Source organism: Stenotrophomonas maltophilia group sp. Smal13, assembly GCF_030236855.1.
GTDB classification, from domain to species: domain Bacteria; phylum Pseudomonadota; class Gammaproteobacteria; order Xanthomonadales; family Xanthomonadaceae; genus Stenotrophomonas; species Stenotrophomonas maltophilia_A.
In genome coordinates, this window is the sequence record NZ_JASJSQ010000005.1 from 22,432 (window position 1) to 46,717 (window position 24,286).

Sequence of the window (24,286 nt, forward strand, 5' to 3'; positions counted from 1 at the left end):
CCGGGTCGTTCCAAGGAGTCATCATGGCAAAGATCAAGCTCACCAAGACCGCCGTAGAGTCAGCGCAACCCCAGGCCAAGGACATCGAACTACGGGATACCGTGGTGCCGGGCTTCCTGTGCAAGATTACCCCGAGGGGCCGCCGGGTGTTCATGCTCCAGTACCGCACGAACTCCGGGCAGCCCCGCAAGCCCTCGCTGGGCCTGTTCGGGGAACTGACCGTGGAGCAGGCCCGCGTCATGGCGCAGGACTGGCTGGCCGAGGTTCGCCGGGGCGGCGACCCCGGCGGCGCCAAGGCCGAGGCGCGCAAGGCGCCCACGGTCGAAGCGCTGTGCAAGAAGTTCATGGAGGACTACTCCAAGAAGCGCAACAAGCCCAGCACGCAGCGCGGCTACCAGGCCGTCATCGACCGCTGCATCGTCCCGCTGATCGGCCGCAAGAAGGTGCAGGACGTGAAGCGGCCCGACATTGCCGGGCTGATGGAAAAGCTGGCCTACAAGCCGGCCGAGGCGAACAACGCCTTCGGCGTGCTGCGCAAGATGTTCAACCTGGCCGAAGTGTGGGGCTATCGCCCGGACGGCACGAACCCGTGCCGCCACGTCCCGATGTACCCGCCCGGCGAGGAAACCCGGCTCATCGTGGACGACGAACTGGCGCTGATCTTCCGCCATCTGGAGAAGCTGGAGGCGGAAGGACTGGAGAACTACGTCATCCCGCTGGCGATCCGCTTGCAATTCGAGTTCGCTGGCCGCCGCTCCGAAATCTGCACGCTCGAATGGGATTGGGTCGATCTGGAGAACCGGCGCGTGGTCTGGCCCGACAGCAAGACCGGCGGACTTTCAAAGCCCATGAGCGCGGAAGCCTACCGGCTGTTTTCGACGGCGCCGCGCCGGGAGGGCTGCCCCTATGTCCTGCCGTCGCCCAACGACCCGACCAAGCACCTGACCTTTGGCGAGCACTACGGCGGCTGGTGCCGGGTGCTCAAGGCCGCCGGCGTCCCGCACGTCGGCACGCACGGCATCCGCCATCGCTCGACCACCGACATTGCCAATTCGGGCGTGCCGACCAAGGTAGGCATGAAGCTGACGGGCCACAAGACCGTGGCGATGTTCATGCACTATGTCCACACCGAGGACAAGCCGGTGCGCGATGCGGCCGAACTGGTGGCCAGCCGGCGGCAGGCCATCACGGGCGCGCGGCGCCCTGCGGAGGCCACGGCATGAGCAAGAAGACGCTTTCAGTGGCGGGGAAACCTCCCGCCGCCTTGCCGGCCGACTATCCCCGTTCCGCGATTTCCCAGACAGAGTCTGGGAAATTCGGCCTCGCCGAGCTAGCCAAGGTCTTCGCGCTGCCATGGTCGGCCTATGCGCTATTGATTTCGGCCATGGATGCCCGCGTGACCGGTGGCCGGCATCCCGTCCCGTCGGCTCCGATTGTCGTGCCGGCGTCACGACAATCGGGCGGGTCATCCCTTCTATCTAGGTGCTACACCGGAGACTGGAAAAGTATGCCCGTTTCGGGTATAGTTTGGAGGTCGAAATGACGGACATCCTGAAGCGCAAGGACTTTGCACGCTGGCAGTCGGGCGAGAAGCTGCCCGATGCCGCGTTGTGCAAGGCGGTTCAAGAGATGGAAAGCGGTCTGATCGACGCGGACTTGGGCGGCTCCCTCTACAAGAAGCGGGTGGCCCGCCCCGGCGGAGGCAAGAGCGGCGGCTACCGCACGCTGGTATCGGCCAGGATCGGCAACCGCTACGTGTTCCTGTATGGGTTCCCGAAGAACGACAAGGCGAACATCACGCAGGACGAAAAGAAGGCGCTGCAATTCGCAGGCAAGGTGTTCTTGGAACTGTCCGCGGAAGCCCTGTCGAAAGCATTGCAGACCGGCGTGTTATTGGAGGTGCATTGTGAGCAAGATCATTGAATCGCTGCGTGGCGACCTGGCTGCGCTCCACGAAGTGGGCGCGATCAGCAAGGTGACGATGCGCAAGTTCGACGCGATCTGCCCGCCACCGGTGCGGGAGTTCGGTGCTGCCGACATCAAACGCCTGCGCAAAGCCTTGAAATTCAGCCAGCCGGTGTTCGCGCTTCACCTGCACACCACAGCCTCGACGGTGCGCAAATGGGAGCAAGGCGAGACTCGCCCGGCCGGTCCGGCCCTCAAGCTGCTCAACGTCATTGCAGACAAGGGCTTGCAGGCCATCATCTGATGCCTGACGAGGGAGACAGGCATTGGCGACGCGAATTGACCCTTTCAGCTCACAGAATCTTGAAGCCGCTTGCCGTGTGCTTGCAGATACTGAGCGGGGCCTGAGCGGAACGCAGATCGAGCGCCTGCTGCAAGAAATAGAGGTTGCTGACACGTCGCCCGGCATCACCAAATGGAAGCGGTTGTTCAATGCGTTGGCTGGCGCGCAGAACCGGCATCAGATCGGGAACCATCTCATCATGTTCATCAATCGCGCGATGAACCCGGTGAACTACGCCCGCGACCCCGCGACGTTCACCTGGCGGCGCGACGAACTCAATGTCGTCCTGGCCTTCTCCGGCTTCTACGTGCGCGAAGACGGTAAGGTTGGGCACGCCGACAAGGCCACGACGCTTGATGCCGCGTGTGCCCGAGTTGGACGACTAAAGGCTGCGCTCGAAAGCCGCGTCGTCCACGCGGAAGTGCTGAACTATTGCCGTGCCGAGCTGCTGGACGAAAACTACTTCCATGCCGTGTTCGAGGCAACGAAAGGTGTTGCGGAGCGGATTCGCCTGCTGTCGGGCCTGAACGGCGATGGCGCCGACCTAGTGAGCAAGGCATTCGCAGGCCAGCAACCCGTTCTCACCTTGGGATCGCTCACCACCGAGTCCGAAAAGAGCGAGCAGAAAGGCTTTGCTAACCTGCTGATCGGCCTCTTTGGCGCCGTGCGCAATCCGCTGGCCCATGCACCCAAGACGAATTGGCCTATGTCCGAGCAGGACGCACTGGACATTCTGACGCTGGTGTCGCTGATCCACCGCAAGCTGGATGGCGCCACGAAAGTCGCCGCCGTATCGCAATAACGGAAAGAGAAGAATGGACGAGGCGATCGTTGTCTTCTCTCGGAAAGGGATCTTTCAGACCACGATCGCCGCGCGCGACGTTCGCAGCCGGGAACATGCGCGCAAGCTGTGGCCCCTGGTATCTCCCGGCGCATCACGGCAGATGGTGACATGGGTCAGCCCATCCTTTGAAAGCGGGAAGCTGTGCCGGCGATCCCATTTCCGGATGCTTCCTGCCCAGCACACCTATAACCCAAAAGCGCACTTCGATGATGAAGAAGCCAGCCGGTGGCGCACAGTGCAGGAAAGCGCTGAACACCGACGTGCGAAGGAACTTGTCGCAGCTGAACTAGCCCGACGCTTGAACGCCGGACTTGCAATGCCTTGGGCGTTCAAGGACGCGGATGCGTCTGACTATCCGCTGGAAGGCAACTTGCTGCTCGGCGCCGATCGGGTGGCGATCGAGCACCCGCTGGAGACACCATTCGGCAGCAAATTCCGACTCGACGTTGCCGTGATCGGGCCGCCTGTCCAGACCGAGCCGATGGTGCTGGGGGGCGTCGAAATCGAACTCAGGCATGCCTTTGATGGGCGCAAGGCGCTAATCGGAAAATCGCTCGGATTCCCCCTCATCTCCATCGACATTACTGAGATGACGCTGGCAGAACTCACACCAGAATGGGCGCAGAAGGTGCTGACCGCAACCACGCGGAGTCATGAGCAAGGGCGCCGGCAGACCTACATCTACCTGCATGATCTGCTGTACCCCCTCTACGCGCAGCTACCGGCATTTCTCGACGATGAACAGCGCCACCAGTTTCTGGTGTTTGCGGACGACAACACTCTAAACAAGCTGGTGCGCTGGATGAACGCGCTGGCCGAAAAGCTGGAGTACTCGAAGGGTACGGTCGCCGTTGCCCTGGTCAATGGCAAGAACGAACAGTCGCGCAAGATGCTGGAACGCGCCGGACAAGTGGTTGGCCCCGACTGGGCTGAATTCAACGACCAACGATGCCTGCGTCTGACTCTTCCGCGACCAAAAGGTCCGGCTGATCTCCAGGCTCATCGCTTCCACATGACGATGGCGCGCGTTCTGCTGTCGCGCACCGATGCGCTGGTTGGCTACAAGTATTGCAACGGTGTGGACAACAACCACCCCGAAGAAGATGTATGGGTTGCGCATCGCTGGATCGCCGACCTGAAAACTCATACCCAGCACCGCGTATTGCCCAAGCGACTGTCTGAACCGATCAACAGGTTGATCGCGGTGGTTTCGGACCTGCATCGCAATCACGCGGCAACCAGCCAAGAGGCGTGACCATTCCCATACTGAATTTCAATCTATAGCTGTTTTTTGCGCTTTTTTCCGAGGGGCCGAAGAAGACAAAGATGGCAAGCACTCGAATAGGCGTTCTGCGTAGACGAAGCCCATTCGCCTGACAGAATCCTGATCGAAATACAGCAGCCAAGCGGCAAGCAGCGCTAGGGAAATGAGTAGTGTCAAGCCGGCTGCGAGCCCTGGATCAGCAAAATTCATTGGGTTGAAGTGAGGCGGTGCTACCCGTAGGACCTTTGCGATCAAAAGTCCGTAAAGGATGCCCACGAGACACGACGCGACACCGACGGGCTTCATCGCCAACATGTTGCGATGGAATCCATACGCGATGTTCTCCTTCAGCAAGAGCTGCTTGTTCGAGCGCGTGAGTTCGCGAAGTCGTTTGGTTGCCCCTATGTACGTGTCGTCTGCCTGTTCAGGGGCTGCCAACTCTTCTTCCGCTGTTGGCATCGCGATGCCAAGTTTGGCAGTGATCGCCGTGTGGTAGCGCTGCTTGCTGACACCATCGAGAAACCTGTCGCGGTGGCGCAGTGCAATGGTGGTGGGCATGCCCCCCCACTTGGCAACTAAGGTTTCTTCGAGTTTCTTACCGCGGCCACGGGCAACGCTCGCAAGTGCATAAATGGCCCCACAGCCACCAAGCAGGCCAATCACACTCGTAAGCACAGGATGCTTGGCTCCGTAGACGCACAACAACGGAACCAGTACCGGCAAGGCCACAAGAAGCCCAGGAACAACCCGCGCCTTGCGCTCATAAGGGTCCTTGACCAGTTCAAAAATTGTTGTCATACGGAGTCAAGCCTGTGCCGTAAGGGCATCGATGTAGGGTTGAATATCGTCACGATTTTTCAGCGCGATCTGTTGTGCGAGCGGATCTGGTGCTTCCTTGGTGTGCAAGCCCAAACGTCTTAGTGTGTAGTAAAGGAATGCTTGACGGCACGGAAGCTTGACCTGCCCGTCTTCCATGCCGTAGTCCAACTCCAACACTCGTTTCTTGGCCGCCGGTAAGTCGGGGTGTGGCGCAAGGATCAGTGTCAGCACAGTATGCCAATGCGTATCCTGACTGAAGTCCACTTGGCTCGGCTCTATACCATCGATGCGAAGGATTCGAGCGAGGACGAAATCGCTGAAACGCTGGCGCTTGTGGCAAAACGCGCGCACGTGCCAACGAAAGCCATCGTAGCCAAGAGCGTGTGGCGACAACAGGCGAATTGACTCGTTCAAGGACGTCATGGACTGGTAACTGACTCGAATAGCTTCCTGCTGCCGTATTGCACGAACCACCAATTCGACAGTCTGCTCGTCGATGGTGCGCCAGGGGGAAGGAGCCCAATCTGTCTCCGGCGCGGATCCGATAAAGCTGGCAGTTGACTCAACCACCCCCATCTTGGTTGCCAACAGTTCTGCCAGATAACGTTGTGCAGAGCTTCGCTGGTAAAGCGGACGAAAACTCGGCGCTGCCGTGTAGGTCTTGGAGCTGCGGTCGTATGTCAGATTGTTCGGTGCCAGTTCTGTGTACTTGGCAATGTCAAGTGACGCTTGAGGCACTGATATGCCGAAGTACTCAGTAAGATCCATTCGATTGATGCGCCGCTCCCAGCGCAACCGAAAATCGATGAATTGAAGTCTGCTCTCCAGCCCCCAGCTCAGCCCCTTGGGCTCAACAGGTTCGGCAGTAGCAACGGGGGGGGTTTGCATCAGTAGCGCCTAAAAAGTAGACGGATCGAAAAAATAGTCGTACATTAACTATACGCGATCACTCCTCAGTCGTCTACTCGGAGACCCCAAGTGCCCACCACCATCACCTTTTTCCCCGTTGACAACGGGGACATGACCCTCATCAAGTTCGGTGATCTTGATGCCACCACCCTGCTGATCGACGTAAACATCCGACAAGATGCCGACGATCCAGAGGGGGAGGCGCGTGATGTCGCCAAGGACCTGCGCGATCGACTGAAGAAGGATGAAAACGGCAGACCATATGTTGATGCCTTCCTGCTGAGCCACCCCGACGACGACCACTGCCGAGGGCTGACTCGTCACTTCTACTTGGGCGAGTTGGATAAGTACCCGGACGACAAGAAGGACGACAAGGACAAGAAGATCGTCATTCGCGAGATGTGGTCGTCTCCCATTGTGTTTCGCCGTGCGAGCAAGACCCTCACCTTGTGTGATGACGCGAAGGCTTGGGCTACCGAGGCGCGCCGACGTGTTCAGTTGAATCGAGACAAAAACTTCACCGTTGGGTCCGGTGATCGCATCCAGATCATGGGGGAGGACATCAATGGAAAGACCGATGACCTCACCTCCATCGTGCGGAAGGTCGATACGCGCTTCTCTACGATCAACGGCAAGAGTTCTGCATTCTTCTCTGCGTTTCTTCTTGCACCTTTGGAGGCCAAGGACGATGAGGAAGAGGAAGAGTGCCTGGTCAAAAATCAGTCCAGTGTGATCCTGAACTTCACATTAGCTGCCGATGCAGCGACACCAGATGGCGCGAAGTTTCTTACTGGCGGGGATGCTGAAGTATTCATCTGGAACCGCCAATGGCAGCGCCATGAGGCCGAGACTGAGGTGCTGGAGTACGACATCATGCAGACACCTCATCATTGCTCTTGGCACTCTTTGTCCTATGACAGTTGGTCGAAGTGCGGAGAAAAAGCAAAACTGGATGCAGATGCAAGAAAGGCGCTCTCACAGACCCGTGACGGCGCCGTCATCGTCGCAAGTTGCAAGCCCATCAAAGCTGATGACAGCGATCCGCCCTGCATCCGTGCAAAGCGTGAATATGTAGAAATCGTGGAGGAAGCAAAAGGTGAGTTCTACTGCACGGGCGAGTACCCGAGCGAGAAATCTGTGGAGCCCCTCGTTTTCACCGTCACTTCCCAAGGTGTGCAGCCCCCCTCGAAGAAGGAAGCTGGATCGAAGGCCGCCGCCGTGATCACCTCCGCGCGAACTCCCATGCCGCACGGGGCATCATGACGGACGCTATCGCAGACGCACTGCATAAACTTCAGCGACATCGGGGCTTGACCCGCGTTGGCGAACCAAAGGTAATCGGTGCATCGACGCAGATAGAGGTCGATGTTGCCGTGCAACTGCCAAACAGGTCTCGGCGTAGCGGCGTCTCCGAAACCGGGGTGCGTGCCGTCGAGACATGCGTTCTGGTATTCGGCGGTGACTGGCCCCTATCCGCGCCCAAGCCCTTCTTGCGTGCGGACTTCCCACTCAACTTGCCACACATAAACCCCCATCGCGAAGGCGAGTTGGTTTCGCCATGCCTGTTCGAAGGATCTTTGAACGAACTGCTGCATCGGTTTGGTCTCGACGCCATTGTCGATCAGTTGGTTGATTGGCTGCACAAGGCTGCTGCCGGAACGTTGTTGGACCTGGAGCAAGGGTGGGAACCGACGCGGCGAGACAGTTGTCCTTCGACCGTTGTCTTCAGTGCCGAAAAGGTCGCGGCCGCCGCCCCCGTTGACGGCGCGGTTTTGGTGGTTTCCGCGAGCTACGTGACGATTGATGGCGGGCTATACGCCATCATCGATGACGAGCTGAGCGCACAAGTCGATCCTGTGTTTTCCCAAGGCGTTCACAACGACAAGTTGGGCAAGTGGGGGAATGGCCATACCGCGACCTTCATTGCGCGGGGACCAATCACCGATGGCCACCCGTATGTAGTCGAACGCTATCAACCGGAGACGGTTGTCGATCTTACGACACTGCTAGATCGAGCAGCAGAACTTGGTATCGATCGTGACGCTTTAGCCCAAAGCTTGGAGGGTTATTACCGGCGCTCGATTCTGGATATGCAACAAGACTCGCGTGGTTGGGTGCACGGTTTGTACGCGATTGTGATTCTGACTGTACAAAGACCAGCGCCGCTTGTTGGATCACCAGGCCGGAATGTCGAGGTATTGCCCTATGTGGTGCGCTATGAACTCAACGCTCAGTCGCTCCTAGAGCGAAATGCCACGGTTCACCCCGCCTTTCATGCGCATGCGCTGTCTCCCGAGCTGCTGGCACGGACATCCGGTATCCCGTCAGCAGCTACATCGCAGTCGCTGGTCATCCTCGGCTGCGGTAGTGTGGGATCAAAAATCGCGATGCACCTCGGGCGGGCTGGTTTCGGCTCAATGACTTTCGTTGACAACGAATCCATGTCACCTCACAACGCAGCTCGGCATGCACTCATTGAGCGAGCATCGGTGCTGGTCCTACCGCGAAAGTCTGCGCTGATGAAGACGGCCTTTGGGGAACTGTCGCATCTTCAATCGCGCGCGTTCGACGCTGACGCTGTGACTCTCTTGGTCGATCCGGAAAGATTCGCCACAATTGTTCCGCAGGATGCTGCCCTTATCGTGGACACGACGGCTTCACTTCAAGTGCTGGCCGCAGAAATGCAATCAGAAGCATTGGACCAATCCCCAACTCGACTGGCACGGGTAGTGATGTATGGCCAGGGGCGTTGTGTCGCGGTTTTGCTTGAAGGGCCAAGTCGCGCTGGTCGGGTTGATGACCTCACGGCTTTCTTGTTCGAGTGCTGCCGGTTTGTGCCAGAACTTCGTGCGTCGATTGCCGGTGATACGTCGGAGCCGACGCGCATTTTTGTAGGGGACAACTGCCGCTCACTGACCATGCCAATGTCAGATGCCGTTGTTTCGCGGTCTGCATCACTGGCTGGAGTGCAACTGGAGCGCTGGCTCGTTGATGGGCTTCCGGAGGAAGCGACGCTTTGTGCTGGTATCTCGGACGCCGAAGGCCTTGGCATGGCATGGAGCCGTGCCAGCCTTGGCCCGACCACTGTGCTCGATGTAGCGGACGATGGCGGCTGGAGCATTCGGATTCTGCACCCTGTGGCGCACGCGATCGATGCTGATGCGCTGCACTGGGGGGCGGTGGAAACAGGAGGCGCCTTGGTTGGCCGTATCTCGTTTGAAAATCGAACCATCACCATTGCAGGCCTTGTTGAGGCACCGTCTGACAGCGTTCGCGAGGCCGCTCGTTTTGTCCTTGGAACCAGTGGGCTTGTCCAAAGTTTGCGCGCTGCAAACGCGGCCTCTTTAGGATATCTCGCTTTCATTGGCACTTGGCACAGCCACCCGAAAGGCGGCGCGCATTCAGGGATAGACCGAAATACCTTGCGCAGCATCGCAGAGGATGCCGGTGGCCTTCCCGCCGTGTCGTTGGTCTGGACTCCGACAGGACTCACGTGCGCGGTTGACCGCTGGTAAGAACAAAGTCGCCGGCACTTTTTGGCAAAACACGAGGGGGATTTATGGCTGACTACTTCGAGATTGATTTTTTAGGCGTCGAAACAGCGAAAAGCGGGGATGCGATCACGCTACGCTATTCGGTGAATGGCACTGAGGGCGTACACGTCGTTGACGGCGGATACCTGGATACGGGAGATCAGATCGTCGAGCACCTGAAAACCTATTACGGAACAACTGTTATCGACCATGTGATCCTCACGCACCCTGATCGCGACCACGCCAATGGGCTGCGGAAGGTCTTGGAGCAATGCACAGTCAAGAATCTCTGGATCAACAGGCCATGGATATACGCGGATCAATTGATTGATCGCTTCGAGAACTATGAATCAGTTGATGCCCTCAGAAGGAAGCTGCGGTCCATCTATGATGCTTCGGCAGCTCTTGAGGATATTGCGCTGGAGAAGGGAGTTTCCATTCATGCCCCTCTTCAGGGGCAAAGCATTGGCCCATTCATGGTGATGGCACCAACTTTGGGTCGCTATCTTGACCTGATCGTAGATTCATCGAAGACACCGGAAGCTGTTGAGGAAAGCGCTATGGATAGTGCGCTGAGCAGCCTATTCCGGGTAGTAAAGGCCGCGACGGCCTATATCAAGTCCCTGTGGGGCGAGGAGTATTTTCCACCTGCTCCCACCAGTAGGGAGAATGAAATGAGTGTGGTGCAGTCGGCTGTGCTGAACGGCCATCGCATTATGCTTACTGGTGATGCCGGACGAGAAGCGTTGCAGGAAGTGATCGACTATGCCCCCTTTGCGGGACTTACGTTGCCCGGAATTCGATACTTCCAAGTGCCTCACCACGGAGGTCGGCACAACGTCTCGACGGAAATTCTGGATCAATTGCTGGGGCCACGCTTGGACGCGATGCCTGACAATCACCACTGGAATGCCATATGCAGCTCCGCCAAAGCGGACGAGGATCACCCGCGGAAGTCGGTGATTCGCGCTGTATTGCACCGGGGCGGGCACTGGGCGGCAACTGAAAGCAAGAACATCCGCATCGGCGCGGGCATCACCCGTGATGGCTGGGTGCCGATTCCTCAGGCGCCATATCCCGAAGATCAAGAGAACTGACTTCGATAGAAGGTCAGCACCATTTTGATTTTCTGCTGACTACATTGTTTGCGTCTCGGCGTACCGCCGTCGGGTTCGCGGGCTACGCCCCGCGCTTCGTTCCGAATCGCGGTCGTCCGGCTTTGATCCCTGACGCCTTCGGCCCTTGCGGGCCTGCGCACTCCGCTTGCACAAAGGCGGGTGTGGGCAGTGGGCGGGTGTAGGCGGTCTTGCTGTTCCCTTTCACCCTACCACGGCGTTCTCGCCGTAAAGGGCTGCGCGTGCTCGCACGCTTGCGGCCGTGGCCGTCTTCGCCCCTGTGACGGCTTGCGCTGCGCCGTGCTGGCGACGGTTCCGGGCAATTCCGCCCGAGCAACCGGAGCACGATCATGTCGCAACTGTCCATTCCTTCCTTCGATTCCCCGTTGATGCTGCGTGACTCGCGCGGGCGCTACCGTCAGGCATCGGCCGACCAGATTCTCGAAGCCGCGCGCCAGGTCATCGACCAGAAGATGCAGCGCGGTGACGAGTTCACTTCGCCGGCGGCGGTCAAGGACTACCTGCGCGCCAAGCTGGCCGGCTTCGAGCACGAAGTCTTCGCGGTGTTGTTCCTCGATACGCGCCATCGGCTGATCGACTATGCCGAGATGTTCCGCGGCACGATCGACAGCGCGGAGGTTCATCCGCGCGAAGTGGTGAAGGAGGCGCTGCGGCTCAACGCGGCGGCGGTCATCATTTCGCACAATCACCCGAGCGGGAACCCCGAGCCGAGCGCGGCCGACAGGGCAATGACCTCGCAGCTTCGGCAGGCGCTGGCGCTGGTGGACGTTCGCACGTTGGATCACATCATCGTGGCGGGCGGCACCACCACGTCTTTCGCCGAACGTGGCTTGATCTGATCGAGGGGGCTTCGGCCCCCTTTTTGCTGCGCCCGGTGGCGCAGCTCCGGCCCTCGCGGGCCTGCGCGTGCTGCGCACTTGCCAAAGGCAGGTGTGGGTGTATCGCATTGGTGGCGGTCTTGCTGTTCCCTTCACCGTATCACGGCGTTCTCGCCGTGCAAGGGCTGCGCGCGCCTTGCGCGCTTGCGTCCTGGCGGCCGTCTTCGACCCCTGACTGCTGCGCTGCGCCGTGAGGGCGACGGCTCCGGGCAATTCCGCCCGTGCAACCGGAGATCGTCATGAACGACAAATCACACGTTTCCCTCGAACAGCACGTTTGCCTGGTCTGCGGCACGGCGTTCGATACCGGCGCCATCCTGCTGGACAAGCGCCTGCGCGCGAGCATGGGGCGCCACACGGCGACCGGCTGGGGCCTGTGCCCCGAGCATCAGAAGCTGTCCGACGATGGCTTCGTCGCGTTGGTCGAATGCGATCCGCAGCGCAGCGGCTCGCAGGCTGGTGGCCGCATGAAGCCCGAGCAGGCGTACCGCACGGGCCGGCTGGCCCATCTGCGGCGCACGGTGTTCGCGCAGGTGTTCAACGTGCCGATCGCGGACGAGCAGGCTTGCGTGTTCGTTGAGCCGGGCGTGATCGAGCAGTTGCAGTCGATGACGGCGCCGGCGGCGAGCTGATCGCGCCGCGCTGCCTTCGGTGCGTCGTCCCTGCGGGGGCGGCGCACCTTTTTTTCTGCTGCGCCTGTTGCCGGCTTCTTCGCGCCTGCGGCGCTGCGCGCTTCGCTTGCCTCCAGGGGAAAGCCCTGCGGGCTATCCCCGCCGCGCGATGCTTGGCGCTCCTCGATGCAGCCGAACCGGCTGCGCCGGATCGGCAATACCAATGCCGCAAAGGCTGTTTGTCCACCACAGAAGATCCACTCTGCATCTCCACGACTGCATGGGCGTCCCCGGCCAAGAAACATGGCCGGTCGCGCTGTCGTGCTTCGCATCGAGCCGCCTGCGGCGTCTCGCCCCCTTCGGGCTTCCATCGTTCCCTCGCTCCGCTCGGCTGACGCCTACAGCCCGGCTTCCAGCTTCGGGCCTGCGCGCTTCGCTTGCCGTGCGGTCAGCACATAGGGATGGCCGTTGCCTTGTCCAGCCGTCTCCCCTGACTTCATCACCTTGCCCGCGACCGTAGCCCGCTCCCGTGTGCCGTCAAGGCGCGCAGGGCCGTGTCCTCGGCTGCGCCTGCGGGCCGCACCAACCCTGCGCTTGCCTCCTTGACGGCCCCCGTCCGCGCGCTCCTTGGCCGCTGGGCGATGAACTCAGGAAAGACGGTGGCAACGAGGCCAACCGGGTTCCTCGTGCCGACCGCACCGAACAGCCGAAAGGCTGGGCTTCCGAATCTAGGAATCCGGTGTGCGGTTTGAACAGCAAACCCTTTTCGTCAGGAGAAATGCCATGCAACTCGCATCCCGATTCGCTTCCCGTTCCCCGTCGCTGCGCAGCGATTACCCGCTGTCCGACGATCAAATCCGCACGGTCGCGCCGTCCATCTTCGCGGACGCGCCGCACGAAAGCCGTTCCGAGCGGTACGCCTATATCCCCACCGCCTCCGTGCTGGCGGAGCTTCGCAAAGAAGGGTTCCAGCCCTTCATGGCGTGCCAGACCCGCGTGCGCGACGAAGGTAAGCGCGAACACACAAAACACATGTTGCGCCTGCGCCATGCAAGCCAGATCAACGGCGCGGAAGCCAATGAAATCGTGCTGCTCAATTCCCACGACGGCACGAGTTCTTACCAAATGCTCGCGGGCATGTTTCGGTTCGTGTGCAGCAACGGTCTTGTCTGCGGCGACACCGTGGCAGACGTGCGCGTGCCCCACAAAGGCGACGTGGCCGGACTGGTAATCGAAGGCGCTTACGAAGTGTTGAGCGGCTTCGACCGCGTGCAGGAATCCCGCGATTCCATGCGCGCCATCACCTTGAACGATGGCGAATCCGAAGTGTTCGCCCGCGCCGCGCTGGCCCTCAAGTACGACGACCCCGACAAGCCCGCGCCAATCACGGAATCGCAAATCCTGATGCCGCGCCGCTTTGATGACCGCCGCCCGGACTTGTGGAGCGTGTTCAACCGCACGCAAGAGAACCTGACCCAAGGCGGCCTGCGCGGGCGCAGCGCCAACGGACGCCGCCAGCAAACCCGCCCGGTGCAGGGCATCGACCAAAACATCCGCCTCAACCGTGCGCTTTGGCTGCTGGCCGATGGCCTGCGCCAGTTGAAAGCCTGAATCCCCACGCGGCAGGGGCAGGCAGCAGCCCTTGCCGCTTCTCTCGCTGCTGCATCCCTAACCGCAAGGAGTCATCACCATGAACGCCGTTACCCAAACCGAAACCCGCGCCATCGAAACCGCCGCGCCGCTGGAAGTGGCCGACCCGACCAAGAACCTGATTTTGGTTCCGCTCTCGCAGTTGCTGCCGCGTCGCTCCAAGCGCAACGCACGCAAGACCCCGCGCCTGTCCATTCCCGAACTGGCCGCGAGCATCGCCCGCATCGGCCTGCTGCAAAACCTTGTCGTCATCCTGTCCGCCGATGGCGAGCAATACGAAGTGGTGGCGGGCGACCGCCGACTGACCGCGTTGAAGCTGCTGGCGAAGAAGAAGCGCATCGCCGCCGACTTTGAGGTGCCTTGCCTGCTGGTGCCGGACGCTTCGGCCCGTACCGTCAGCCTCGCGGAAAACCTGCTGCGCGAGCAGATGCACCCGGCCGACCAGTTCGAGGCGTTCGCCGCACTGGTCAAGGAAGGCCGCCCCATCGAAGACATTGCCGCCGACTTCGGCGTGTCCCCGCTGGTAGTGCAGCGCCGTTTGAAGCTGGCCAACGTCTCGCCGCGCCTGCTGGCCGACTACCGGGCCGGAGCCGTCACGCTGGAACAGTTGATGGCCCTGACCATCACCGACGACCACGCCGCGCAGGAAAGCGCGTTCTACGGTGCGCCCGAATGGCAGCGTGGCGCTTCCGCGCTGCGCGAACGCCTGACCGAACGCGAAATCGACGCGACGCATCCGCTGGTGCGCTTCGCCGGGCTGGACGCCTACACGGCGGCGGGCGGCGGCATCCGCCGCGACCTGTTCGCGGAAGGCGATGCCGGAACCTACCTGACCGACGCCGCGCTGCTGGAAACGCTGGTGCGCGGCAAGCTGGATGCACTGGCCGGGGACATGCGCGCCGAGGGTTGGGCGTGGGTGGAAGCCGTGCCGCACATGAGCTACGCCGAGCGGCAGGCGTTCCAGAACGCGCCACGGCAGCGCCGCGAACCGAACGCCCGCGAAGCCCGCCGCATCGCCTCGCTGCAAACCCGCCTCGACAAGATTGACGCCGAACTGGAAGACGCCTGCGGCGCCGAGGACGAGGACAAGACCGAAGCGCTGGAACCGCGCCGCGAACAGGTCGCCGGGGAACTGCAAGCCGTGGAGGAAGCCTTGCAGGGTTACGCCCAGGACGTGCGCGCCGTGGCCGGTGCCATCGTCACGCTCGACCGCAACGGCGAAGCCGTGATTCATCGCGGGCTGTTGCGCGAAGCCGAAGCCAAGGCGCTGCGCACGCTGGAACGCTTGCGGCAGGGTTTCGGCAGCGCGGAAGGCGAAGCCGGGAACGACGACGAAGGCGAGGACGCCGAGCAGCTCAGGGCCGCGAGCCTGTCCGACCGGCTGGCGCAGCGCTTGAGCGCGCACCGCACCGCCGCGCTGCAAATCGAAGTCGCCCGGCATCCGCAAGTCGCGCTGGCCGCGCTGGTGCATGGCATGGTGCAGAGCGTCTTGCAGGACAGCCACTACGGCCACGACTTGCCACTGGGCGTGGGCCTGAAAGTGCAAGACCGGCTGGAAGGCATGGCCCCCGACTGGCCCGAGTCGCCCGCCGCCGTCGCCCTGCGCGAGTTGCAGCAGGTCGCGGGCGAAGCGCTGCCGCAGGACAGCGCCGAACTGTTCGCCGCGCTGCTGGCGATGGAGCAAGGCGAACTGGTGCGGGTGCTGGCGGTATGCGTGGCGGCGACCGTGGACGTGGTGACGCCTCGCGCCACGGCGCACCAGCCGGGCGCGGAACTGGCGCAGGCCGTGGGGCTGGACATGGCCGCATGGTGGAAGCCCACCGCTGACGGGTATTTCCAGCATGTGCCGAAGGCCGCGATTCTGGAAGCCGTGGGCGAGTTCGCACCGTCGCACGCTGCCCGACTGGCGAAGTTGAAGAAGGCCAACATTGCCAGCGAAGCCGAACGGCTGGCCGATGGTACGGGCTGGATGCCCGCCATCTTCAAGACCGAAGGCCCGGAAGCTGCGCCGCAGGAAACGCAGGCGCAGGATGCCCCGGAGGATGCCGAGGCAATGGCGGATGAACCCGCCGAGGCACTGGCCGCTTGACCCGCGCCGAAGGCAAGCGCCCCGGCCTTGACCGGGGCGCTTCGCTGGAAGGAGACGCCCCCATGACCCGCACCACCACCAGCCGCCCGCGCATGGCGGCGACCTATGCGCCCGGCACGGTACGCGCTCGCCGCTGGCACGGCGAAGGCGACGTGCGCGGCTACCGTCCGCCCTCGGGCTGGTGCGGATGCTGGTATCAACTGGACACCGTGCCGGTTAGAACTGGACACGGCGCTGGTGCTGGACAGGTGGCAGGTGTGCAATCCAGTGGAATGTCCGCCTTCGACTGCGGTTTCAACGGGTCGATGCAACGGTTTGTCGAAATCGTGCGTCCGGCGTTTCATGGCCTAGCATCTTCCGGGGACGACCGTTCAACTCTCTCGCCACGGCATCGAGCTTGGCCTGCGATATCGGCGACAGGTCCATTCCCTTGGGGAAGTACCGCCGCAGCACGCCGTTGGTGTTCTCTTTGGAACCGCAGCCGACAGCGGACGATGCCAGCCCGATTCGATCAATGCACCGGATCCACTTCCGCGATCGAGCCACGCAGCAACCGTGGCCGCTCTCCGTATGTGAGCCATCGCCACAGCCATTCGACCGGACCGTAGCGGAAGCGCTCGAGCCACCAGTGGCTCCACGCGATCTGCAGCGCCAGTACCAGCGCCCACGCCAGCAGCACCACGGCCATTCCATGCGCAGGGCCGAGACCCAAGCCGATGCCGTAGAACAGCGCGATGCCGATCAGGCTCTGCGTCAGGTAGTTGGTCAGGGCCATGCGCCCCAGCGGAGCAAGGAAGGCGAGCCTGCGCGACCATGCTGGCTTACGGAACAGCAGGACGAAGCCGACGGCGTACGCAATGCCCAGCGCAAGCGGCCCCACGCGCAACAGCATGCGGATGGCCATTTTCACCGGTTCCACGTCGATGGCCGGCCAGACGGCACGCATCGGCGCCTGCACCAGCGATAGCAGGCTGGAAAGCAGCCACGCCACCAACGCGCCGGCGAGGATCCGGCGCAGCAGAGGGAGGTGCCGGTCGGGCGATTGCAGCAGGCCTTTCCGCCCGGCCCAGTAGCCCAGCAGGAACCGGCCCAGCACGAAGCACACCAGTGCCCAGTTGGATATGCGCGCCCATCCGGACATCTCCATGTTGAACGCGAACGCCTGCGACCACGATGGGGACGAGAACGCTTCGAGCGCCCGGCCGTACATCGCCGCCTGCGTCGCCAGTTCCGGCAGGGCCGCGCGGACCGCCGGCGCAAGCAACGGCGGAAGCATCGCGACGACGAGCCCGGCGATCAGGAGGATGCGGTCAGACGCATTCCGGAACGGGATCATCAGCAGGCCGACGATCGCATAGGTGAACAGGATGTCGCCCCACCACACGAACCACGCGTGGGCCGCGCCGATGGCCAGCAGGACGGCCAGCCGCCGCACGTAGCGGCGGACGCCATCCTGCCCGCGGGCCGATGCGCGCTCGAGCTGCAACGCGAAGCCCAGGCCGAACAGCAGCGAAAACAGCGTGATGAACTTGATGTTCACCAGCCAGTCCATCGCCTCGCTGGCCAAGGCGTCGAAGCCGTGGCCTGGCTGCTGCTGTGGATCGAGAAACTCGTACAGGCTCAGCGATACCAGGTTGACCATGCAGACGCCCAGCAGGGCGAAGCCGCGCAGTGCGTCGATCGCATCGTGCCGTTCCGATGGCGGACGCGGACCAGAATCGAGCTTCATCGTTTCCCCTTGTATCGGTATTGCGCCGGCGGCGCGCGTTTCGATGCGAATTCTTCGGGTCTATGGGCGACTCGGGACGCCGCTCATGTCCGTCATTGCGGGGGCGGGGTCGCCTTCAACCAGCCGCCGGACCTCATCGCGGAGGAGCCAGACGACGCCTGCGACCGCGGCGGCCTGCACCGCAAGCAGCGTGGGCCAACCCGGCAACAGCGCCTGATGCAGCACGCCGTGCGCGAGGGCGCTATTGAGCGTGGCCGCCCAGAGAATGACGAACACGAACGGCAGGAACAACAGGCCGCTCATCGTGCGCCCGCGGCGGCCGATCGGCAGCTGTCGCCACACCATCAGCAAGGGCGGCAAGGTCAACGCCAGCGCGGCCAGCAGCGCCAACCCGCCCGCGCCGGCCCGTTCGATGGCATCGCCGGCGATTCGACGAACAAAGCCATACTCGTCAGACGTGGAGCCGGCGACCAAGGCCACCAGGACCTGCGGAACAACACGCGCGAGGGGCAGCGAAGCGAAGGCCAGGCTGAGGCCGAGGCCGCGCGTCACCGGCGACTGGCGCCGCGACATCAGTGCGCCGGTCCACAGCATCGCGTACGAGAACAGTGGCCCGACCAGATCTACGACGGCCAAGCTGGAGGCGCTGCACCCGCTGTAGGTCAGCACGTTGTCGAAGACGCGGTCTGCCCAGCCACCGCACAGCAGGCGCGTGGCGATGGCGTGGCCCTGCTCGTGGATCTCCACGAGAAGCAAGGTCGACGCGGCCAAGAATAGCAGATAGCGGCCAGTGGGCCTGAACATGCGAATCCCATTGATTGGCCAGAACGAACTGGCGCCGCCATTGTTTCGGTCCAGGATGAGGATTCTCAAGGCCAGAAGTCACTTTCGATGCTTTGGGCCGCACATTCTTGACGAGCCTTGGCAGGGGCCGACTGTCACCGGGCAGAGCGCTTGAAGGGCCGGGTCGTGGCGCCGGCGTGCCTCTGGCGCTTTCCGTTCCCGGCCGGCAACAGAAGGTACAAGCGAGGCGAAGGCAGTGCTAATGTCCATTTCCGACCCGTAGTACATATCGCCAGCTAGTTGCCCCCTGCCGCCAGCCAGCTGACTGCAGCAGCCAAACTAGCCAGTGCGCACCACATTGGAAGCTGCTGGCAAAACATCGGGACCTGCACACCTCCAGGCCCAGTTGATGATCCGGGATGATCAGCACCGGATTGCATGTCCAGCACCAGCGTTGTGTCCAGCTTTAACCGGCACGGCTGTACAGCTGAACCGGAATCCGCAGGCTGGACGGCCTGCGCCGACCTCATCGACATTCACCCCATCAGCGGCCAGCCCTTGCCGCGTTCGGTGTGGTGGATCATCGAAACCAAGGAATAGCGAGCGGCACCGGCCCCAAGCCGTTCCGCCTTGGGGACGGTGGTCGAAAATCCGGGCGCGGCGATGGCCGCGCCCGGTTCCAGCGTCCAAAGCAAAATCGCCACGTCGCCGCCTTCGACCAGGCGGCGACGTGGCGGACGTGCAAGTGCCTTGCACGCGGTACGGCGATCGGCGCCCGCTGCGCGGGCAAGGTTTCGATGGCGCCCCGCCGCAATGGGTGGGGCTTGTGGGGCTACGCCCCGGCTTGCTGCGGCAGGTTGTGCCAAAGCGTGCCGTCCTCGACGCTGGCGGTTCGCGCCTGTACGTCACGAAGGACGGTTCACCGACACGCCACCCGGCTTCGCTATGGAGCATCCACGCCACGCCTCAACCACGTCGTTGCAATCAGCGGCAAGGAGCGTTCTCGCTCGTCGTTGGGGTGTTGTCCTTGCCCGCGTCAGGGCGCAAGCCGGTGAAACCGTCACGCGGGGATGCCGAGTCGGCCATCTCTCCATTCGAGAGCGGGCGGCCCGTGCGTCCTTGGCTTGTCGTGAATCCTGGCGAGGGAGCGGCTGCGCCTTAGGCTTCATGGCCGCAACCTTCCAGCGAAAACAATTTCCCCTGCGCTGCGCGCATTCCTCGCGGGACAAATTCTTTTCGCTTCCAGGCTCTCCACGGTGTTGCGACCGCTGCGCGGTGCGGCCAGCCCATCCCCCGCCGGCCGGATCACAACAAGGACGCACTGGCGCGACCTTGTTCAACCCGAAAGGAGAAACATCATGGCTAACATCGGCACCTTCACCGCAGAGAAAGACGGCTTCACCGGCCAGCTCCGCACCCTGACCCTGAACGTCAAGGTCAAGCTCATTCCCAACGATAAGGGCGACACCGAGAACGCCCCCGACTTCCGCCTTCAGGCGGCCGGCCACGACATCGGCGCGGCGTGGAAGAAGACCAGCGAAGCCGGGCGGCCCTACGTGTCCGTATCCCTCGACGATCCTTCGTTCCCGGCGACGGTCTATGCCCGCCTGATCGAGAACGAGGACGGCACGCACGACCTGATCTGGTCGCGCAGCAAGCCCAAGGCGGCCTGACGGCCGCCCACCGCGCCCCGCCCATTGCGGCGGGGCGCCGTGCTGCTGGCGCAGCACGTCACGCACGCGCCTACGGCGTGTCGCGTTCCTTCAACACCGCCTCAAGCTCCTGGCGCACCTGCGCCAGAAGCTGATCGGCCTTGCGCGTGCTGTCGCCGGCATAGGCCAGCGTCAGCAGCGTGAGCGGATGCACGTCCATGACCTCGCACAGCTCGGTCAGCTTGTGCATGGTCGGGCTTTTCAAGTCGCGCTCCAGCGAACTCATGTAGGTACGGCTGGAAACGTCGGAGAACGCTTCCTGGCTCAAGCCGCGCGCTTTCCTGACCGTCCGTATTGCCGTTGCCAATGAGTGTTTCGCTGTCACCAACTTGGTTTCCCCGTAAAAACCAAAATGACAGCCCATTGCACCCAATAGGGCTACAATCTAAAGTGTTCATTCCTGTTGGCCGAACCGCTTTCGTGCTTTTACGGAAATCCGCATGGGCGGATTCCGACAGAATCGGGGAACCGCATCCGTGTCTTTCCTGGCCTGCGTAAATCCGCTTCTGCGTTTCCGTGCATGTACGGATTCGATGGCTTGCGCCTTCGTGCTTTCCCGCCAAGGCACGCATCCGCTTCGGTGGTTCCGCGCTTCGGTGGAAAATCGTATCCGTGCATCCTCGGATGCGTGGGGATTCGGGCCATGACCCAGCCGCTCGTCACCGCTGAACAGCAGGCGCAACTGCTTGCCGTCGGCGCGGCACGCGCCGCTGGCCGAAGCATCGACCCGATGCCGGTGGTGCGGCTGTTCACCCCTGACGCGCACGCCACCTGGCTGCTGGCCGCGCTCGACCCGGCCGATGGCGACACGGCCTGGGGGCTGATCGACCTGGGAATAGGCATGCCCGGCCTGGGCCATGTGAAGCTGTTCGATCTGGCGTCCATCGTCGGGCCGCACAAGCAACCTGTGATGCGCGATCGCTACTTCCAGCCGGTGCGGCTGCTGTCGGAGTACCTGCGTCTGGCCGAGGAAAACGGCTCGATCACCGACTGAGCAGTCCCGGCCAACGACAGCGCATTCTGACTATTTCAGTCTTACCCAAGACCTGCGCGGTCTGAATCCACACTCTTGCACCGAAGCGGTGCGCTTCTGCTGCAAACAGTCATGATCTTTGGTGCGGGCTGCTGCACGGTGCTCCAGGCTGCGCGCCATTTTCGTGGCGGCGCAGCCGTCGCATTCAGACGATTTCCGCAATGCCCTGGAGCGAATCAGTCTTGACACCAGCAGTTACAGCTTATCCCGATTTCGATGACGACTTGATGGCGACTCGATAGCTCCCGCACGGCGGAATCCGTGGCGACGTTCCTGCTGAATGACAGGAGGCTGCGTCATGGCTGACCCGAGCGCCGAACACTGGTATCCGACCGCCGCGTATCTCTACACGCTGCACCTCGACGGCCCCGCGCTGGCGTGGGAATACCTGCGCCGCCACCCCGACTACCGCCGCGACTGGCTGCGCCGACGCCGCCGGCCAGAGGCCGCCGCGCGCTGGGGACTGCGCCTGCTGGAAGATCCCGCCCTGGATGCGCGCGACGCGCATCCGGCCTGGTTCCCCGATCACGATGCGGTGGTGCAGCTCTACCCGGATGCCGACCCGCCGCCCAATGCCGATGCCTTCGAGTTCTGGAACGTCCCCGGACGCAAACACCTGATCCACGATGGCACGCGCCTGGTGCTGGTATCGCGCTGGCCCGGCTGCTGCGTGCGGCTCGCACTCGCGCCGGGCCTGGAAGATGGCATGGCCTACCTCTATGCCATCCGCGCTTGCGCCACGCCCTGCGCGCGCTACCGCGCATTCGCGGCCGAACTGGATACCTTGGCCGTGGTCACGGGTGCCGCGCCTGCGGCGGCGGCCCGTTCCCGGCCCACGCCGGCCGCGCTGCTGGAACTGCACACCTTGCAGGTGCTCGACGCGACCCTCGCGGGCGCGTCCTTGCGCGTGGTGGCCGAAGGGCTGTTCGGCGCGGATGCCGTCGCGGCCGACTGGCACAAGGACAGCGCCTTGCGCGCCCGCGTGCGGCGGCTGGTGCGCCGGGGCGATGCGCTGATGCGCGGCGGCTACCGCCGCCTGGCACAGCTTTCGCCACCGTTGCACTAGGGGGGACGTTTCGCGTCCCTTGAAGAACGTCCCTTAGCAAGCAGCCTTGCTTTCTTGAAAGTGCCTCTATCCGGCCGCGTGGTGTGGCCGGGCTTGATGGAGGTACATCCCATGCGACCCGCTCCCTTGCGGCCTGCCGCCGCTGCCGTCGCTGCGCCCGTGCAGCCCCAACGCTATCTGACCAACGACGAAGCCGCCGAGTACCTGCGGCTGTCGCCGCGCACGCTGGAGAAACAGCGCGTGATCGGCGGCGGCCCGAAGTTCCGCAAGTTCGGCCGCCGCGTCATGTACGCGGTGTCCGACCTCGATGCCTGGGCCGACCAGCGCAGCTACGAGGCCACGTCCGACCCGGAATATGCCGAGCGTCACGCGGGCGACTACCGTGATGGCCGCTGATCGTCGGCTCGCCGGTGGCCATCGTCATGTCCAGCCCATCGCTGCCGCCGGGGCAGCGATCGCAGCAGCGGGAACAGCTCGACCTGTTCCGCGCGCTGCCGGGCGACATGGCACCCCGCGACAGCCAGGACTTGATGGCCTTTCCGTTCTTCTCGCTGGCGAAGTCGCGGCGCGTCGCGCCGATCGACTTCCGGGCGGGTGGCGTCACCATCCGCGTGGAAGGCACGCAGGAGCACGGCATCGCAACGATATGGGATGCCGACCTGTTGATATGGGCCGCCTCGCAGATCGTGGAGGCGCGCGACGCGGGCCTGCACCCGTCGCGCTGGATACGCACCACGCCCTACGAAATCCTGCGCTTCATCGGGCGCGGCACGTCCCTCAACGACTATCAGCGCCTGAAAGCCGCGCTGGATCGGCTGCAATCGACCACGGTGGCCACATCCATCCGCGAAACCACGGGAAGGCGCTTGCATCGCTTTTCATGGGTGAACGAATGGCGCGAGCTGGCCGACGGCAGCGGCACACCGCTAGGCATCGAACTGATCCTGCCGGACTGGTTCTATGCGGGCGTGCTCGACGCCGCCCTGGTGCTGACCATCGACCCCGCGTATTTCCGGCTCAAAGGCGGCATCGAGCGGTGGCTATACCGCCTGGTGCGCAAGCACGGCGGGCGGCAGGAGCACGGCTGGCAATTCGACTTCCGGCACCTGTACCGCAAGTCGGGCAGCGCGGCGCGCTTCTCGGACTTTGCCTACGACCTGCGTGCCTTGGTGGCGCGGCAGTCGTTGCCCGGCTACGTCCTCGGCATCGCGCGGATGCCGGACGACGGAACGGAGCTGCTGACCTTCCGGCCCGTGCCGCCCACGGCACGGGGATAACTGCGGGAAAACCTGTGGACGGCCTCGTGCTATCAGGAGTACCGGGTATCGTGCTATCAGGAGTACGACCCTCGTGCTATCAGGAGTACGAAAACGCCGCAAAGCCAATAACGGCGCGGGTTTTCGTCCCCTCTAACTTACCTAACTATAAATCTCTAACTTTTAGTAGAAGCGCGCCGTTTCGGTGGATAACCGCAAAACGGCACAGCCAAGCCGACTTTCCCGCAGGGAGGGCCGCGCCATGATCGTCGCGTTTCTCAACCAGAAAGGCGGCGTCGGCAAGACCACGCTCGCCACCCACATCGCCGGCGAGCTGGCGATGCGCGGCCTGCACGTCATCCTGCTGGATGCTGACCCGCAGGGTTCCTCGCTCGACTGGACGCAGCGCAGAAGCCAGCAGGGCTTGCCCCGGCTGTTCAGCGCCGTGGGCCTCGCCCGCGAAACGCTGCATCAGGAAGCGCCGGAGCTGGCGCGTCGCGCCGATCACATCATCATCGACGGCCCGCCGCGCATCGCCGCCCTGGCGCGCTCCGCGCTGCTGGCGGCCGAGCGCGTGCTGATCCCGGTACAGCCCAGCCCCTACGACGTGTGGGCCAGCGCCGAGATGGTTTCGCTGATCCGCGAGGCACAGGTGTTCCGGCCTGCGCTGCGCGCGGCCTTCGTCATCAACCGGCGCGTCAGCACCACCATCATCGGCAGGGCAGC

The 24,286-nt window shown here is 62.9% G+C and carries 25 protein-coding genes and 1 pseudogene; 20 read left to right on the forward strand and 6 right to left on the reverse strand.

Annotated features, from left to right (window positions below; genetic code table 11):
• The first annotated feature begins 23 nt into the window (after nucleotides 1–23).
• From QRO95_RS03080 to QRO95_RS03105, 6 genes are read left to right on the forward strand one after another with little or no spacing between them, the layout of a single operon-like run.
• On the forward strand, nucleotides 24–1,223 hold the full coding sequence (locus QRO95_RS03080) for a site-specific integrase (protein WP_033959547.1): 1,200 nt from the start codon (nucleotides 24–26) through the stop codon (nucleotides 1,221–1,223).
• Nucleotides 1,220–1,543 carry a hypothetical protein gene (locus QRO95_RS03085; protein ID WP_060434321.1) on the forward strand — a complete coding sequence of 108 codons (324 nt, stop codon included), beginning with the start codon at nucleotides 1,220–1,222 and terminating at the stop codon, nucleotides 1,541–1,543. The genes QRO95_RS03080 and QRO95_RS03085 overlap by 4 nt, the downstream gene beginning before the upstream one ends.
• Nucleotides 1,540–1,923: a type II toxin-antitoxin system RelE/ParE family toxin gene (locus tag QRO95_RS03090; RefSeq protein ID WP_033959552.1), complete on the forward strand. Its 384-nt coding sequence runs from the start codon at nucleotides 1,540–1,542 to the stop codon at nucleotides 1,921–1,923. Before QRO95_RS03085 ends, QRO95_RS03090 begins: the two co-directional genes overlap by 4 nt.
• Entirely contained in the window at nucleotides 1,907–2,209 is a 303-nt protein-coding gene (locus tag QRO95_RS03095; protein WP_033959554.1) for a DNA-binding transcriptional regulator, read from the forward strand. The genes QRO95_RS03090 and QRO95_RS03095 overlap by 17 nt, the downstream gene beginning before the upstream one ends.
• A 22-nt stretch (nucleotides 2,210–2,231) precedes the next feature.
• A complete protein-coding gene (locus QRO95_RS03100) occupies nucleotides 2,232–3,050 on the forward strand; it encodes a TIGR02391 family protein (RefSeq protein ID WP_033959555.1) in 819 nt (272 codons plus the stop codon).
• 13 nt (nucleotides 3,051–3,063) lie between these two features.
• Entirely contained in the window at nucleotides 3,064–4,347 is a 1,284-nt protein-coding gene (locus QRO95_RS03105) for a hypothetical protein (RefSeq protein ID WP_285301639.1), read from the forward strand.
• A gap of 18 nt (nucleotides 4,348–4,365) precedes the next feature.
• Here QRO95_RS03105 and QRO95_RS03110 read toward each other — a convergent pair whose 3' ends face one another.
• Together QRO95_RS03110 and QRO95_RS03115 are read right to left on the reverse strand one after the other, a co-directional pair.
• Complete coding sequence (locus QRO95_RS03110) at nucleotides 4,366–5,154, reverse strand: hypothetical protein (RefSeq protein WP_033959559.1); 789 nt, start codon at nucleotides 5,152–5,154, stop codon at nucleotides 4,366–4,368.
• Nucleotides 5,155–5,160: 6 nt separating this feature from the next.
• Nucleotides 5,161–6,063 carry a YafY family protein gene (locus QRO95_RS03115; RefSeq protein WP_285301640.1) on the reverse strand — a complete coding sequence of 301 codons (903 nt, stop codon included), beginning with the start codon at nucleotides 6,061–6,063 and terminating at the stop codon, nucleotides 5,161–5,163.
• 90 nt (nucleotides 6,064–6,153) lie between these two features.
• Here QRO95_RS03115 and QRO95_RS03120 point away from each other — a divergent pair, with 90 nt between their 5' ends.
• The 7 genes from QRO95_RS03120 (at nucleotide 6,154) to QRO95_RS03150 (ending at nucleotide 15,981) form a co-directional block, all read left to right on the forward strand.
• Complete coding sequence (locus QRO95_RS03120; protein WP_033959564.1) at nucleotides 6,154–7,347, forward strand: hypothetical protein; 1,194 nt, start codon at nucleotides 6,154–6,156, stop codon at nucleotides 7,345–7,347.
• Nucleotides 7,344–9,599 (forward strand): ThiF family adenylyltransferase, encoded by a 2,256-nt coding sequence (locus QRO95_RS03125; RefSeq protein ID WP_060434318.1) that lies wholly within the window; start codon nucleotides 7,344–7,346, stop codon nucleotides 9,597–9,599. The genes QRO95_RS03120 and QRO95_RS03125 overlap by 4 nt, the downstream gene beginning before the upstream one ends.
• A 44-nt stretch (nucleotides 9,600–9,643) precedes the next feature.
• Nucleotides 9,644–10,714 carry a competence protein ComEC gene (locus tag QRO95_RS03130; RefSeq protein WP_033959566.1) on the forward strand — a complete coding sequence of 357 codons (1,071 nt, stop codon included), beginning with the start codon at nucleotides 9,644–9,646 and terminating at the stop codon, nucleotides 10,712–10,714.
• Nucleotides 10,715–11,082: 368 nt separating this feature from the next.
• Nucleotides 11,083–11,592 (forward strand): DNA repair protein RadC, encoded by a 510-nt coding sequence (radC, locus tag QRO95_RS03135; protein ID WP_033959568.1) that lies wholly within the window; start codon nucleotides 11,083–11,085, stop codon nucleotides 11,590–11,592.
• 278 nt (nucleotides 11,593–11,870) lie between these two features.
• Nucleotides 11,871–12,263, forward strand: a complete 393-nt coding sequence (locus QRO95_RS03140; protein WP_033959570.1) for a hypothetical protein — start codon at nucleotides 11,871–11,873, stop codon at nucleotides 12,261–12,263.
• A 762-nt stretch (nucleotides 12,264–13,025) separates the two neighbouring features.
• Nucleotides 13,026–13,853: a DUF932 domain-containing protein gene (locus QRO95_RS03145; protein WP_285301641.1), complete on the forward strand. Its 828-nt coding sequence runs from the start codon at nucleotides 13,026–13,028 to the stop codon at nucleotides 13,851–13,853.
• A gap of 79 nt (nucleotides 13,854–13,932) precedes the next feature.
• Complete coding sequence (locus tag QRO95_RS03150) at nucleotides 13,933–15,981, forward strand: ParB N-terminal domain-containing protein (RefSeq protein ID WP_033959574.1); 2,049 nt, start codon at nucleotides 13,933–13,935, stop codon at nucleotides 15,979–15,981.
• A 294-nt stretch (nucleotides 15,982–16,275) separates the two neighbouring features.
• Here the strand turns inward: QRO95_RS03150 and QRO95_RS03155 are convergent.
• The 3 genes and pseudogenes from QRO95_RS03155 to QRO95_RS03165 all read right to left on the reverse strand — a co-directional run.
• Nucleotides 16,276–16,458 (reverse strand): annotated as a pseudogene (locus QRO95_RS03155) (IS30 family transposase); the annotation flags it as partial.
• Between the two features lie 34 nt (nucleotides 16,459–16,492).
• Nucleotides 16,493–17,710: a DUF418 domain-containing protein gene (locus tag QRO95_RS03160; protein WP_033959575.1), complete on the reverse strand. Its 1,218-nt coding sequence runs from the start codon at nucleotides 17,708–17,710 to the stop codon at nucleotides 16,493–16,495.
• A gap of 60 nt (nucleotides 17,711–17,770) precedes the next feature.
• Entirely contained in the window at nucleotides 17,771–18,583 is an 813-nt protein-coding gene (locus QRO95_RS03165; protein ID WP_124180083.1) for a hypothetical protein, read from the reverse strand.
• 348 nt (nucleotides 18,584–18,931) lie between these two features.
• Here QRO95_RS03165 and QRO95_RS03170 point away from each other — a divergent pair, with 348 nt between their 5' ends.
• Together QRO95_RS03170 and QRO95_RS03175 are read left to right on the forward strand one after the other, a co-directional pair.
• Nucleotides 18,932–19,093 (forward strand): hypothetical protein, encoded by a 162-nt coding sequence (locus QRO95_RS03170; RefSeq protein ID WP_153573931.1) that lies wholly within the window; start codon nucleotides 18,932–18,934, stop codon nucleotides 19,091–19,093.
• Nucleotides 19,094–19,851: 758 nt separating this feature from the next.
• A complete protein-coding gene (locus tag QRO95_RS03175; RefSeq protein ID WP_033959579.1) occupies nucleotides 19,852–20,166 on the forward strand; it encodes a DUF736 domain-containing protein in 315 nt (104 codons plus the stop codon).
• 70 nt (nucleotides 20,167–20,236) lie between these two features.
• Here the strand turns inward: QRO95_RS03175 and QRO95_RS03180 are convergent, their stop codons facing one another.
• Nucleotides 20,237–20,530 carry a helix-turn-helix domain-containing protein gene (locus QRO95_RS03180; protein WP_012467524.1) on the reverse strand — a complete coding sequence of 98 codons (294 nt, stop codon included), beginning with the start codon at nucleotides 20,528–20,530 and terminating at the stop codon, nucleotides 20,237–20,239.
• Between the two features lie 318 nt (nucleotides 20,531–20,848).
• Here QRO95_RS03180 and QRO95_RS03185 point away from each other — a divergent pair, with 318 nt between their 5' ends.
• From QRO95_RS03185 to parA, 5 genes are all read left to right on the forward strand, one after another.
• Nucleotides 20,849–21,199, forward strand: coding sequence for a DUF2958 domain-containing protein (locus QRO95_RS03185; protein WP_033959581.1), 351 nt, complete (start codon nucleotides 20,849–20,851; stop codon nucleotides 21,197–21,199).
• A 337-nt stretch (nucleotides 21,200–21,536) separates the two neighbouring features.
• Entirely contained in the window at nucleotides 21,537–22,304 is a 768-nt protein-coding gene (locus tag QRO95_RS03190; protein ID WP_033959583.1) for a DUF2285 domain-containing protein, read from the forward strand.
• A gap of 111 nt (nucleotides 22,305–22,415) precedes the next feature.
• Nucleotides 22,416–22,700, forward strand: a complete 285-nt coding sequence (locus tag QRO95_RS03195; RefSeq protein WP_011657225.1) for an AlpA family transcriptional regulator — start codon at nucleotides 22,416–22,418, stop codon at nucleotides 22,698–22,700.
• 26 nt (nucleotides 22,701–22,726) lie between these two features.
• The gene (locus QRO95_RS03200) at nucleotides 22,727–23,581 is read left to right on the forward strand and encodes a replication initiator protein A (RefSeq protein ID WP_033959586.1); all 855 of its coding nucleotides are present in this window, start codon (nucleotides 22,727–22,729) and stop codon (nucleotides 23,579–23,581) included.
• Between the two features lie 241 nt (nucleotides 23,582–23,822).
• Nucleotides 23,823–24,286 (forward strand): ParA family partition ATPase (gene parA, locus QRO95_RS03205; RefSeq protein WP_285301642.1); only part of this gene is annotated, 464 nt, incomplete at its 3' end.

Bases quoted from the DNA above. Each gene is read 5' to 3' on its own strand.
- QRO95_RS03160 (WP_033959575.1), bottom strand. From the start codon at position 17,710: ATGAAGCTCGATTCTGGTCCGCGTCCGCCATCGGAACGGCACGATGCG.
- QRO95_RS03170 (WP_153573931.1), top strand. From the start codon at position 18,932: ATGTCCAGCACCAGCGTTGTGTCCAGCTTTAACCGGCACGGCTGTACA.
- QRO95_RS03145 (WP_285301641.1), top strand. From the start codon at position 13,026: ATGCAACTCGCATCCCGATTCGCTTCCCGTTCCCCGTCGCTGCGCAGC.
- QRO95_RS03150 (WP_033959574.1), top strand. From the start codon at position 13,933: ATGAACGCCGTTACCCAAACCGAAACCCGCGCCATCGAAACCGCCGCG.
- QRO95_RS03115 (WP_285301640.1), bottom strand. From the start codon at position 6,063: ATGCAAACCCCCCCCGTTGCTACTGCCGAACCTGTTGAGCCCAAGGGG.
- QRO95_RS03105 (WP_285301639.1), top strand. From the start codon at position 3,064: ATGGACGAGGCGATCGTTGTCTTCTCTCGGAAAGGGATCTTTCAGACC.
- radC (WP_033959568.1), top strand. From the start codon at position 11,083: ATGTCGCAACTGTCCATTCCTTCCTTCGATTCCCCGTTGATGCTGCGT.
- QRO95_RS03195 (WP_011657225.1), top strand. From the start codon at position 22,416: ATGCGACCCGCTCCCTTGCGGCCTGCCGCCGCTGCCGTCGCTGCGCCC.
- QRO95_RS03185 (WP_033959581.1), top strand. From the start codon at position 20,849: ATGACCCAGCCGCTCGTCACCGCTGAACAGCAGGCGCAACTGCTTGCC.
- QRO95_RS03175 (WP_033959579.1), top strand. From the start codon at position 19,852: ATGGCTAACATCGGCACCTTCACCGCAGAGAAAGACGGCTTCACCGGC.
- QRO95_RS03110 (WP_033959559.1), bottom strand. From the start codon at position 5,154: ATGACAACAATTTTTGAACTGGTCAAGGACCCTTATGAGCGCAAGGCG.
- QRO95_RS03140 (WP_033959570.1), top strand. From the start codon at position 11,871: ATGAACGACAAATCACACGTTTCCCTCGAACAGCACGTTTGCCTGGTC.
- QRO95_RS03200 (WP_033959586.1), top strand. From the start codon at position 22,727: ATGTCCAGCCCATCGCTGCCGCCGGGGCAGCGATCGCAGCAGCGGGAA.
- QRO95_RS03080 (WP_033959547.1), top strand. From the start codon at position 24: ATGGCAAAGATCAAGCTCACCAAGACCGCCGTAGAGTCAGCGCAACCC.
- QRO95_RS03125 (WP_060434318.1), top strand. From the start codon at position 7,344: ATGACGGACGCTATCGCAGACGCACTGCATAAACTTCAGCGACATCGG.
- QRO95_RS03090 (WP_033959552.1), top strand. From the start codon at position 1,540: ATGACGGACATCCTGAAGCGCAAGGACTTTGCACGCTGGCAGTCGGGC.
- QRO95_RS03085 (WP_060434321.1), top strand. From the start codon at position 1,220: ATGAGCAAGAAGACGCTTTCAGTGGCGGGGAAACCTCCCGCCGCCTTG.
- QRO95_RS03130 (WP_033959566.1), top strand. From the start codon at position 9,644: ATGGCTGACTACTTCGAGATTGATTTTTTAGGCGTCGAAACAGCGAAA.
- QRO95_RS03190 (WP_033959583.1), top strand. From the start codon at position 21,537: ATGGCTGACCCGAGCGCCGAACACTGGTATCCGACCGCCGCGTATCTC.